The organism is Verruconatronum alginivorum (genome assembly GCF_056590205.1).
In genome coordinates this window covers 4,117,326-4,128,640 of record NZ_JBWPVQ010000001.1, presented here as the reverse complement: position 1 = coordinate 4,128,640, position 11,315 = coordinate 4,117,326, and the positions used below count along the sequence as shown (strand labels likewise).

At 58.2% G+C, this 11,315-nt stretch carries 9 protein-coding genes; 3 read left to right on the top strand and 6 right to left on the bottom strand.

Annotation, left to right across the window (positions count from 1 at the left end; translation table 11 throughout):
• Positions 1 to 125 precede the first annotated feature (125 nt).
• The 6 genes from ACWUI2_RS14850 to ACWUI2_RS14825 form a co-directional block, all read right to left on the bottom strand.
• Entirely contained in the window at positions 126 to 2,366 is a 2,241-nt protein-coding gene (locus ACWUI2_RS14850; RefSeq protein ID WP_486983636.1) for a TIM-barrel domain-containing protein, read from the bottom strand.
• Between the two features lie 27 nt (positions 2,367 to 2,393).
• Positions 2,394 to 2,597: a hypothetical protein gene (locus tag ACWUI2_RS14845; RefSeq protein ID WP_486983635.1), complete on the bottom strand. Its 204-nt coding sequence runs from the start codon at positions 2,595 to 2,597 to the stop codon at positions 2,394 to 2,396.
• Between the two features lie 792 nt (positions 2,598 to 3,389).
• Positions 3,390 to 5,177 (bottom strand): sodium:solute symporter family transporter, encoded by a 1,788-nt coding sequence (locus tag ACWUI2_RS14840; RefSeq protein ID WP_486983634.1) that lies wholly within the window; start codon positions 5,175 to 5,177, stop codon positions 3,390 to 3,392.
• A gap of 187 nt (positions 5,178 to 5,364) precedes the next feature.
• Positions 5,365 to 5,769, bottom strand: a complete 405-nt coding sequence (locus tag ACWUI2_RS14835; protein ID WP_486983633.1) for a type II toxin-antitoxin system death-on-curing family toxin — start codon at positions 5,767 to 5,769, stop codon at positions 5,365 to 5,367.
• Positions 5,766 to 5,996, bottom strand: coding sequence for an AbrB/MazE/SpoVT family DNA-binding domain-containing protein (locus ACWUI2_RS14830; protein WP_486983632.1), 231 nt, complete (start codon positions 5,994 to 5,996; stop codon positions 5,766 to 5,768). Before ACWUI2_RS14830 ends, ACWUI2_RS14835 begins: the two co-directional genes overlap by 4 nt.
• 45 nt (positions 5,997 to 6,041) lie before the next feature.
• A complete protein-coding gene (locus tag ACWUI2_RS14825; RefSeq protein WP_486983631.1) occupies positions 6,042 to 7,586 on the bottom strand; it encodes a sialate O-acetylesterase in 1,545 nt (514 codons plus the stop codon).
• A 294-nt stretch (positions 7,587 to 7,880) separates the two neighbouring features.
• Here ACWUI2_RS14825 and ACWUI2_RS14820 point away from each other — a divergent pair, with 294 nt between their 5' ends.
• The 3 genes from ACWUI2_RS14820 to ACWUI2_RS14810 are packed head-to-tail and all read left to right on the top strand — an operon-like array spanning position 7,881 to position 11,310.
• Entirely contained in the window at positions 7,881 to 8,603 is a 723-nt protein-coding gene (locus tag ACWUI2_RS14820) for a hypothetical protein (RefSeq protein ID WP_486983630.1), read from the top strand.
• On the top strand, positions 8,600 to 9,961 hold the full coding sequence (locus ACWUI2_RS14815; protein ID WP_486983629.1) for a sulfatase family protein: 1,362 nt from the start codon (positions 8,600 to 8,602) through the stop codon (positions 9,959 to 9,961). Before ACWUI2_RS14820 ends, ACWUI2_RS14815 begins: the two co-directional genes overlap by 4 nt.
• 14 nt (positions 9,962 to 9,975) lie before the next feature.
• Complete coding sequence (locus ACWUI2_RS14810; protein ID WP_486983628.1) at positions 9,976 to 11,310, top strand: sulfatase-like hydrolase/transferase; 1,335 nt, start codon at positions 9,976 to 9,978, stop codon at positions 11,308 to 11,310.
• Positions 11,311 to 11,315 lie beyond the last annotated feature (5 nt).

Here is an 11,315-nt window from a genome sequence, read left to right as displayed (position 1 = left end):
TGTGTAAATTGTATGAAAGTTCGCATCAGTCCCTTGCGACTATGGAATACTCCACAAATGCAGCCCGTCCGACCAAGAGTAATCATTTCGTTGCACAGCGAATTCAGACTGCAGGTTACGATCATTTAATCCTTTTTAACAATTTTGTAATCATGCCCCGGTTCGATAGAAAAAACAATGCTTCCTTGAGGACTGTTTAGTTGAACCGGGACTCCCTTGCCGGTATTATTGTCAATTACGGTTGGGTTTCCCTCCCCCCAACTATTTAACACAATTCTGCTTTTTGATATACCGTCAGGATGGTGAAAAACAAACAAATCATCTTCGCGCTCCAATGGATACACATGGGCCTGCAACATCTTGTCGTTCTTTTCTCTAAGGACCAGCACTCCCTTCCCACCGACAAACACCGGTGTTTTATCAACCGGCATTAGAAAATCATTTAACATCACCGGCCCTTTGTATCGTTCACCTGTCTCATAGTCAAACCAAGTACCTTCTGGCAGGTACACGTCAATGATGTCTTCATTAGGCCGTTTCGCCGGGGGCACTGCAAGTAATGACTCTCCCGCCATCCATTGAAAGTTTGGCGTCCTGCCTGCTTCTGAGTCGTTCGGATGAGCAATTGGAAGAGGAGTTAACGTATAGGGATATCCGGTTTTATACGATTTCATCGCGGCATCATAAAGGTAGGGACCGATTTTGTAATGAAAATCGATAATCTTCTTGAACATTTCCTGTTGCCTCGGCTCCCAGCTCGCTGGTGATTCGCCAACCGAAAGGCCAGCCGTCGTCGCCATAAGCCAGCCGTGTCGCATCACCTCCTTGGAATAGTTATCCATATTTCGGAAGCCGATGGTGTCGGAATAAACGTTCGGCGCACCGGAGGCGGCATACTGGAGGTAATTGATTGGCAGTCGGCGCTGTAAAGATCTCGTGCCGTAGGTGTCTTCAACCCGTTGCAGCGTCCCGCCCGCACTAAAGCTTCCATTCCTCGCCATCACCAACCCGCCATTCTTCGCAATCTCCTCCTGCGGTCCGTTGAAAATATCAATCCATTTCGGTCCCACCGAGAGCATGGTGTCTTCTTTTATACCATCCACGTTCCATCTTTCGTATTTCTCGGCGAACCACTTTGCAGCCGCCTTATTGCGCCCATCCAGAAGGTAAGTGCTCACGAGCGGAAAAACACCGGATCTTAGGGTGACAAGTTCGCCTTCCTCGTCCATGAGGAAATAACCTTCATTCACACCGATTTCGGATAAAGGATTACCGTCAAAATGTTCAACTTTTAAATTCACATTTCGCCGATCTGTATACGGTTTGTACGGGCCTCCCGGCGGAACAAAATTGGTGCGCAAACCAATCAACCATTTAACATCTCGTTCGTGAAGCTGCTCTCTAAATTTCCGGGGATCGGGAAAAGGGTCACCAAATTCGCCGAAACTGGTCGTGGTTCCGCCTTCCCGCCAAAATCCCGACCCGGTCACCGCCCAGCGGATCGGATAGCCATCCCGCTGAAAATCGCTGATAGAACGAAGAACCGTATCGGAGTTCACCTGCCAACCAAGCGCTGCCCACGACTCCCACCCCAGCTCGAAGAGCCGGAATTTCGGTCTGATATTTGGGTATCCTTTCCGTTGTCGAACAGCAAGATAGTTCCCATAAATGCTATGGGGGTTGCCGACGAAATAGTGAAAGGTAATCGGACCTGCAGTATCGACGGTCATGGTATACTGCTCAGGTCCGAGTTCCACAGAACGCGCCTGCCCGCCAAAAACAACGCCCGCCAGTTGGTTCTGAGGAAAGATCACAAAGGAACTGAGCCATCGATACCGGCCACCGCTATTTTGAATATCAAACCGAGTCAATTCGCCACCGACGAGGTTTAAAGTGTCATGATATCCTCCGTGATCACCGAGACCGTAAGCGGCAGCCATGCCCCCCAGTTGGAGTGCGATTTCGTGAAGCCTGCCATCAGTGGGAGTCACTGTCACAGCGACGTGCCCTTCCTCAAGGTGAAACCGGACAAGCGCGTTTATGCCGTCCTTCGATTCGACAATGAATTCGTTATCTTCACTGTCGACCGTCTTCACAATGACAACCGGGTGCCGGTTAATCGACATACCGTAGTCGGCATGAGGAGGCACTTGGATCACCCCTGCTGAATCCGTGAAGGCAAATCGAAAGGGATTGGGTTCGACGATCAACTTGTAGCCGCCACCGTCGACCTTCACGTCGAGGACCGTGGTTTTTGGCGATTCTCCGACCGTAATGGGTAACAGCCAAGGAGATAAAAACAAGAGCGCCGTCGTGATCAAAAGGCGTAAGGGACGTCGCAAATCCTTCTGATCCGATGCTTTCATTTTAAGAACTTGGCCGGCCCTTATTCCTTACTTGATGTCATGGCCGGCGGCACCACCGTTTTCGACCTCCACCACGATCAGGTCTGCGAGAATCAACGCGTTTCGCGCAAACGCCGGATCGGTGAGAAGATATTCCTGCGGCTCTCCGAGGATGGCCGCCTTATCGGGGGCCGTCTCGAGCAATTCGACTCTGATCGTGTAGGTGCCCGGAGAAAGTTCTTCCGGGTACATCCAGCGTCGGATGCGATATCGCTCCGCTCGACAAGCGCTGTCAAAAAGAGTCGCGACTAGCCCCTCCCTGCCTTCCACTTCGACTCGGAACAACCCTGAATCCGGGCCCTTGATTCCGGCGATTCCAAACGTCGTTCCCGTGAAGGTGAAATGGAGAACGGTGCCAGGATCTTCCGCAATCCACGTCGCTCGTCGACGGTCCGGTCTGATAAATGCCAAACGCGACATAGAATGAAACTGGTTTTTGAGGCGGAGCCTCTTTGGAGTGCTACGCGTCCCCGCGGAGCTTTCGGGCGTGCGGAAGAGCTTGGACCGTCGGATGACTGCCGGGCGTGCGGCTGTCGCCGGCCGTTCGAAAGCGGTGCGGGGACGCACCAGCACTCCAAAGCGCTTCGCGCGAAAACCTGATCGCCCCCCAGCCCGTATGAACAGTGAAGTTTAAGGGGTTCCGCCGGTTCAGCAACCAACCGTTTCATCGCGTTCGCGAGCACTCCGGTATAAATCTGATGCCCCGCGGATATGCCTGGCGCAATTCCTCCAGAATCCCCGGTCGCCAGCCGTTGGCGGCCGTGATACTCCCCCCCAGGAAGGCGACCCGAACGCCCTCACCCGCTTCAAGCTTGGCGTAAAAATGCGGAAGTCCCCCACGAGCACGGAACTCTTCGGGCAGCTCCCCCCGCAAGCCTCCCCCAACAAGAAGTCCCCACAAAATGAATACCCGGAACGTGCCAAGTCTAAGGTTTCGGGCGATCGATCTCATAACGAACGTTGTCTGAACGAGCTTACCTCACCCTAATCAGTCTTGGAACCGAGACCAGTCTTGTCAGCGATCTTTCGTGAACCAAACAGAACTGCGATTCCCAGCAGCAGAACGATGGCACCAAAGATTCCGATCACCAACCGATCTCCTCCGTCCTGGTTCACGACCACCAAAACCGTCATCATCACCGCGCATATCAACAGCGCCCAACCCACAATGATCGCCGGCATCCTGCTCGGCAGCGACGGCGACGCCGCGTCTTCCTCGTGGCGTGTCTTGGCCAACGCCTCCACCCGGGCGTACCCGGCAGCCGGCTTCTTCGTCAGCAGCTGGATCACCCCCAAAATCGCGATCGGCAACACCACTCCAGTGAAGGTGGTCACATAGGTGCCATTGGCCTGGACCCATTGGGCCAGCGTCTGGAACCCGACGACATCTTCCAGCAAACCACCCGCCGCCAAACCGCCCCGGACAAGGAGCCCCGCCCCCAAACCGATGCCACCGGTTATCCAAACCGCCTTGCCGTTGATCGTCCGGCTGAAGAGTCCCCAAACCGCCGGGGCGAGCAACGCCACCACCATCAGTTCGGTGATGCCGACAATGACCCGCTCCGCCCCTCCCAGGGCCGGAATCGCCAGCGCGATGCCAATGATCACGATGCCCAGCAGGATGGTGAAGACTCGGCCGGCAGTCACCAACTCACGCGAGGTCTCCGCCACTTTTCGCAACGGCCGGTAAATGTCGTGGGTCAACACTCCCGAAAAGACGTTCAACTGCGAACTCACCATACTGGCGGTCGCGGAAAACATCGCCGCCACCATCAAACCGACCATTCCCGCCGGCAGGACCGCCGCCACCGAATTGATATAGGCCGTCTCAGACAGATGCCGGATCGTCTCCGCCGTCGCTCCTTCCGGAATCGGCTCGATCACCCGCCAGACAATCGGCGGCAACAGCCACAGGAAAGGGCTGCCCAGGTAAAGAGCCCCGAACAGATAGGTGCTCCGGCGCGCGTCCCGAACATTCGGCACGCAAATAAACCGCTGAGCGAACGCCCAGTCGGCCCCGATCATAAAGAAATGAATCGCACACCAGCCCGCCAGGAAGAACCAGGTATAAGTTCCCCCGGTCGCCGCGAAAAACCCTTCCGGCGCCGCCTGGACAAATTCACCGAATCCGCCGGCTTGCAACAAGACGAGCGGGACAACAAACGCGATCGCCAGGTTCAAAATGATAAACTGCAGGACGTCGGTCATCAGCACCGCCCAGAGACCGCCAATCATCGTGTAAAAAACCACGATCGCCCCGAAGATCAGGATCGCCCAGGTGAGACTGAGGTTTCCGGTCGCCGGATCCCGCAGGATGTTCCCTTCAGCCAAAGGCATCAACGCTACCAGGATCGTGGCCAACGCGTAGAGCGCCCCCGCCGTGCCGACGATCCGGAAGATCATCATCGCCCACGTGTAAAAGTGCAGCGCGCCGCTGCCGAATCGCAATTGGATATACTCGGCCGGCGTCCGCACGCCGATTCGTTTCCAGTGTCCCGCGACAAAATAACCAACCGCGATCGCCGCGATACCATACATCAGGTTGATGGCTACGGCGGTAAACCCGAGTCTGTATCCAATCCCTCCCCACACCACGAAGGTATTGGCGGAAAACATCGTCATGAAGGCGCTCAGTCCCGATGTCCACCAGGGCGACTGCCCACCGGCGGCGAACATGTCGGCGCTGGTGCGGTTGCGTCGCGACAGCAAAACACCGACCAGCACAATGCCGACCAGGTAAACAATCAAAATTCCGTAATCAAGGTTCGTCATGGAAAAACATCTCTCGTGATATTGCCAGGGTTTGAGAGAATCCGAATCAGGTTCATCAATCGAACCGAGTGCATATTGGAAGAAAGCGGAATTCCGCTATCGGCTGCAACAAGTTCCCGGGTGTACAGTTGAGCCCACCCGTATTGGCGTTCTACGGTTCCGGGTAGACAGGCTTTGCCTCACCAGCCTACTCTTTGTCTGGGCGGGGCTGGCTGGACCGACGCAGCCAGTCGGCGTATTCGCTCTCGCCGATGGCGCGTGCGGCGAGGGCCAGCGTTCGTTCGACCGCCTCCTCCTCGGGAGCGATGAACCGAAGGCCGTTCGTCTCCAAAAAGAGGGCGGCCGCGACAAATCCGGTCCGCTTGTTTCCGTCCGCGAACGGATGATTGCCCACGATACCCCCCGCGTAGGCGGCGGCGAGGACGGAGAGGTCCGGCGCAGGCGATTCGTAGGCAAAACGATTGCGCGGCCGATCGAGTGCCGCCTCAAGCAAGCCATTGTCGCGAACACCATCTAATCCGCCGAAGCGATCAAGGAGTTCGGCGTGGACAGCGAGGACTACACTGCGCTCCAGCCAGGAGGGCTCGTTCATTTGGCAAGTTCGCGCAGCGCGTTGCGGTAGCGGTTCATCAGATCCTCCGCGATCGCCATTTTTTCCTTAAACCCCGGACGGTCAGGGGTCAACCGCATCGCACCTCCGGCGTCCCCCGTGAGGTAAATCGTAGCCCCTTCCTCCACCTTCAACTGGTGCAACGCCTCCTTCGGAAGCACAATCCCGAGCGAATTCCCAATCCGGCGAACTTTAGTTTCAATGGCCATAGGTATAACAAATGTAATAACCCACCGCCTGTCAAGCATCCCAAGTCAATGCCCAGGCTGCGTTTCATCCTCCGAGTCCGCCCGAAACGGTTTCGTGGGCAATCCGGTTTCGTTGGAGAGGTTGAGGTCTCCGGGATTATCGGACCAGGCATAACGAATGGTCATCGCCGAACCTCTCCCGGCTCCTCGAATTAAGACCTGATCGTTCGCCGCAATTTGCGCCTTGGCCCATTTCCACCACCCGTCCTCCCCTCGCATCGCGAAACCGCGCGGGGCTTCGCCATCGAGGGTTCGCAATCCTTCCCCCACCCGGTCGAAGGTGATTATTACGTCATCCCCATCCACGACGACCTCCCGGAAAACCGGACCGCCCGCGAGCAACGGCCAGCCGTAGACGTCGGCCAATGCCCAGCGGGCCAACCGCAGCCCGACGTCACGTTTGTTCCGGGGATGGCCGTCATCGGCGTCCCCGATGTCAATGGTGACCACCAGTCCGGTGTTCGCGACCCGCCGGTGGACGTCCGACTGAGCCGCCCGCAGTTCGGCCCAGATCGACTCGGCGCCGGGCTCCTCCGCTACCGGCCGGTGATTCGGCAGTTGGACGATTCCGAACGGAAACTCGCCCCGCCCCCAGCGCTCTCGCCACGCGTCGATCATCACCGGTAAAAGGATCCGGTATTGCTCCGCGCGCCCAAGGTTCCCTTCCCCTTGATACCAGACCACTCCCCGGATCCCGAATGGGATCAACGGATGAACCATCGAATCAAAGAGACTCCCCGCCATCGATTGCGGCCGCAGCACATTCGGCACGCGGGGTGGCGCGGGCGGTGTTCCCCCTTCGCCCCGAATCCGTTCCGCTTCCTCGCGCCATTGCGCCACCCGCTCCTCGTGCTCGGCTTGACGCCGGGGCCGCTCCCGTTCCCTCGCCGCGTCCCGTTCCAAAAATCCCCGCAACGCCTCCACCTCTCCCAATGCCTCCACCGGCGTCCATCCTTCCGCCTGAGTCGAGCCCCAGGAGCTGTTGATCAGCCCGACCGGCACCTCGAGTCGCTCCTGCAATTTCCGCCCAAACCAATACCCGACTCCGGAAAACCTAGCCGCGCTTTCCGGCGAACAGACCGCCCAACTGCCGGTCAAGTCTTCGCCCCGCTCCACGATATGGTTCGCCACGTTGAACAACCGGATCCCGGGATGCGTCGCCTCGACCACCGCCCGTTCCCCGTCTTCCGTGCGCGCCAATCCCATCTGCATGTTCGACTGGCCCGCACAAAGCCAAACTTCCCCGACCAACACGTCCGCCAACTCGATCCGCTCCTCTCCCGCCGATATCGCGAGCGTCCGCCCTTCCCAATTTGCCTTCATCGGCTCCAATTCGACCCGCCACCGTCCGTCGTCGCCGGCCTGGGTCATCCAACTCCTCCCGGCGAATTCCACCGTCACCCGCTCCCCTGGTTCCGCCCATCCCCAAACCGGCACCTCCGTCTCGCGCTGCAACACCATCGAATCCCCGATCACCGCCGGCAATCTCAACGCCGCGTGCCCGCTCCCTCCGCCAAATAGAAAGATTACCGCGAGACATATACAGATCATTCCCGGTTTTCCCATTCCTCGATCATAATAGGATCCAGGCTCGTTTCGCCATGGCCTTTACCACCTTCATTGCTGGCATTTCATAGCGGAGAGCCGGGAAAGGCATCGGGCCCTCCGGAGATGGCGGTGAGTACGGCACCACTCTCAAAACCCACCCGAGCAGGAACCGACAGGAATTGGAGTACAAACTGCCATTGTCTGATCCCCCACCTTCCGTTAAAGTGGTTTCAGTTCGCGGGCAATGTCGCCCCGCGTGAAAATCGGACTTATCTCATGTGGCACCCCTTTCAAATCATGCCCGCTCATTTCAAGGTCGACGAGCGGTTGATCCTTGAGGCACGGCCTTCCTCGCATTGCCGGCTGACCTACGGCGAACGCGTCATCCGCTGGTTTCTCCGGGAATTTGACGAAGATGGCAACCTTCTGCCCAACGTCGATGACCGGACGGGGATGATCATCGAAAAAATAGACAACGGTGATGATCTTCTTCAATTGAAAATCCGTCATCAGAAGGACCTCGGGGTCCGCCATGTTCTCGACGGAACCATGCGGGTCCAACGGAACGATTGGCGGTCTCCCGTAAGTTGGGATTTCGAGCAACAGTTCCGAGGCAGTCCAGGGATCCGGAACTTTCGCGAATCGGGCGAATGGAGCCAGGGGCAGGCGAAACTCGTCAGCCGCCGGACCGAGGAGTTTGCCCGAACCGAAAGGGTCGCCTCCCTCACCTCCCTCTATTCCTTGCTCGCGGATTTCCCCACGCATCTGGAACCCCATCCAAAATCTTCCGAAACGTCGGTCCTGGAAGACGTTTCGGTCATCAACCCCGGAGCGAGACTGATTCCGATTCCGAAATTGGTCACCGAGCATCCGATGGCCCGGGGGCTTCGCGGTTATGCCTTGGACTATCCGGCCAACCTCCCGGTCGAGTTTTGGGTGAACCAACATGGCGTCGTGATTTATATCTGCGTCGGTCCCAATCGCGCCCTGTTCCTGCAAACCATGGAGGACTTGTCATGAGCCATTCTCCGGGTCCCTTTTCCCGCCGCGATTTCATCAAAACCTGCGCCACCGCAGGAGCGGCGGCGGCGGCCACTATTCCTTTCTGGAGTTCCGGCCAGGCCCCTGCCGTTGTCCGCCGAAAGAAACCAAACATCCTGCTGCTGAGCACCGACCAGTGGCACCCGGACGCATTCGGTTACCTCGGATGCCCTTACGTCAGGACCCCGAACTCCGATCGCATCGCGGCAATGGGGGTCGACTTCCGCCGGTCTTACGCGACCAATCCGGTTTGCACGCCCGCCCGCGCTTCATGGATGACCGGCCGGATGCCATCGGAGCACCGGGCGACCGTGGGCGGCGGAGCACATCCGTTGCGCGACGACCTGCCGGACTTCGGGCAATGGTTCGGCGACCACGGCTACGAAACCGTCCATATCGGAAAATGGCATGTTCCCGGACGCGACCCGGCCAGTAGTTTCAAGGTCTTCGCTGGCGCCCATCCCGCGGGCCAATACAGCGACCAAAGCCGCTCCGAGTTCGCCCGGTCCTACCTGTTGGATCGAAATCGCGACAAACCGTTCCTCATGCACGTCGCCATGATGAATCCGCACGACATCTGCCAAATTTCGATGCTGCCGTCGATGAAGGGCAATGTCACCTGGCACGACCCCGACGAGTTGCCGGAACTTCCCCGGAATTATTTCCATCGTCCCGAGGAATCGAATGTATTCAAACAACGAATTCGCCGATCCGAGCGTCGGTTCAACCATCTCAACTGGGACGACCTCGACTGGCAACTCTACCGCCTGATGTATTTCCGTTACTGCAATATGGTGGATGCGACCCTCGGCCTGGTTCTGGACGCCCTGGAGGCTTCCGGCGAAGCCGAAAACACTCTCCTCGTTTACACGTCCGACCACGGCGAAGGAAACGGTCATCACCGGCTGGCCACCAAGTCTTTCCTTTACGAGGAATCCGCCCGAGTTCCTTTCACCGTCGTCTGGCCCGGACGTCTGCCCGCCAATCAGAGTGACTCCCTGACCATGATTTCCGGCATGGATCTCATGCCGACTTTCTGCGCCGCCGCCGGAATCCCGCAGCCGAAAAATCTGCCCGGCATCGACTTCCTTCAAGCCCATGAATCGGGCCAGGCCGCGCGGGAATACATTGTCTCGGTCGCGGCCGCCGGCGGCCATATGGTCCGGTCCGAACGGTATAAATATATCGCATACGACGGTGATCCGTTCATTCAATTCTTCGATCTTCAGGAAGATCCCGATGAAACCGTCAACCTGGCGGACCGCCCGGACCTCGCCGCCACGATCACCCGGCACGCCGAGATGCTTTCCGACTTCCAGTCCCGCCTGGAAAGCTGATTCGTTCACGCGAGATGCCCGTTTCCCGTCGAGATTTCATCAAGAGCTGCGCCGCCGCGACCGTCGCCGGCGCCCTTCCGGGGTGGGCTCATGGCCAGGCTCCCGCCATCGTTCGCTCCCGCAAACCGAATATCCTTCTGCTCACCACTGATCAATGGCATCCGGACACGTTCGGTTATCTCGGCTGCCCTTACGTTCAGACCCCGCAGTCGGACCGTATCGCCGCGGCGGGAGTCGACTTCCGCCGGTCCTATGCCGCCAATCCGACTTGCACCCCGGCCCGTGGTTCCTGGATCACGGGACGAATGTCATCCGAACACGGCGCGTTCGGAGGTGGAAGCAGGATCCGCGAAGACCTCGTCGACCTCGGACAATGGTTCGGCTCCCATGGCTACGAGACGATTCACATCGGGAAATGGAGCGTCAGCGGACGAGACCCGGCCAGCAGTTACAAATTCTTCGCCGGAGCGCATCCAGCCGGCCAATACAGCGATCAAAGCCGGGCGGAGTTCGCCCGCTCCTATTTGCTCGACCGGAACCGGGACAAACCGTTCCTGATGCACGTGTCGCTGATGAATCCCCACGACATTTGCCAGATTTCGATGCTCCCTTCGCTGCAGGAAAACATCGCCTGGGGTGGAGTCGAAAATCTGCCCCCACTACCGCATAACTATTTCAACCTTCCGGAGGAATCGGCGGTTTTCCGCGCGCGTATCCGAGGATCCGACCGTCGCACGACCCACGCCAACTGGGAGGACCTCGACTGGCGGCTTTACCGTTGGATGTATTTCCGATTCTGCAACATGGTCGACGCCACCCTCGGACTGGTCCTCGATGCCCTCGAAGCTTCCGGTGAAGCGGAAAATACTTTGCTGGTCTACACCTCCGACCACGGCGAAGGAAACGGCCACCACCGGCTGGCCACCAAGGCATTCCTCTACGAAGAGTCCGTCCGCGTCCCGTTCACCGTCGTTTGGCCGAACCGCCTGCCGGCAAACCAGACCGACACGAAGACCTTCGTTTCCGGAATCGATCTGATGCCGACGTTTTGCGCCGCGGCCGGGATTCCGGCACCCGGAAGACTTCCCGGTATCGACTTTCTCCAGGAACACCAATCCGCCCGCCCAAGCCGGGAATACGTCGTGGCCGAGGCGGCCGCCGGGGGAAATATGGTCCGCTCGGATCGGTATAAGTATATCAAATACGACAGCGACCCGTTCGTTCAGTTGTTCGACCTGCAGGAAGATCCCGGCGAAACGACTAATCTCGCCAAACAGCCCGGGTTCGAATCCCTCGTGGAGAATCACGCCGGGATGTTGAGCGACTTCCGCGAGCGACTTGAAACCTGACCCCT

What these genes read in the sequence shown, in the direction of transcription:
- ACWUI2_RS14850 (WP_486983636.1), bottom strand. Translation starts at nt 2,366, where the DNA reads ATGAAAGCATCGGATCAGAAGGATTTGCGACGTCCCTTACGCCTTTTG.
- ACWUI2_RS14845 (WP_486983635.1), bottom strand. Translation starts at nt 2,597, where the DNA reads ATGTACCCGGAAGAACTTTCTCCGGGCACCTACACGATCAGAGTCGAA.
- ACWUI2_RS14840 (WP_486983634.1), bottom strand. Translation starts at nt 5,177, where the DNA reads ATGACGAACCTTGATTACGGAATTTTGATTGTTTACCTGGTCGGCATT.
- ACWUI2_RS14835 (WP_486983633.1), bottom strand. Translation starts at nt 5,769, where the DNA reads ATGAACGAGCCCTCCTGGCTGGAGCGCAGTGTAGTCCTCGCTGTCCAC.
- ACWUI2_RS14830 (WP_486983632.1), bottom strand. Translation starts at nt 5,996, where the DNA reads ATGGCCATTGAAACTAAAGTTCGCCGGATTGGGAATTCGCTCGGGATT.
- ACWUI2_RS14825 (WP_486983631.1), bottom strand. Translation starts at nt 7,586, where the DNA reads ATGATCTGTATATGTCTCGCGGTAATCTTTCTATTTGGCGGAGGGAGC.
- ACWUI2_RS14820 (WP_486983630.1), top strand. Translation starts at nt 7,881, where the DNA reads ATGCCCGCTCATTTCAAGGTCGACGAGCGGTTGATCCTTGAGGCACGG.
- ACWUI2_RS14815 (WP_486983629.1), top strand. Translation starts at nt 8,600, where the DNA reads ATGAGCCATTCTCCGGGTCCCTTTTCCCGCCGCGATTTCATCAAAACC.
- ACWUI2_RS14810 (WP_486983628.1), top strand. Translation starts at nt 9,976, where the DNA reads ATGCCCGTTTCCCGTCGAGATTTCATCAAGAGCTGCGCCGCCGCGACC.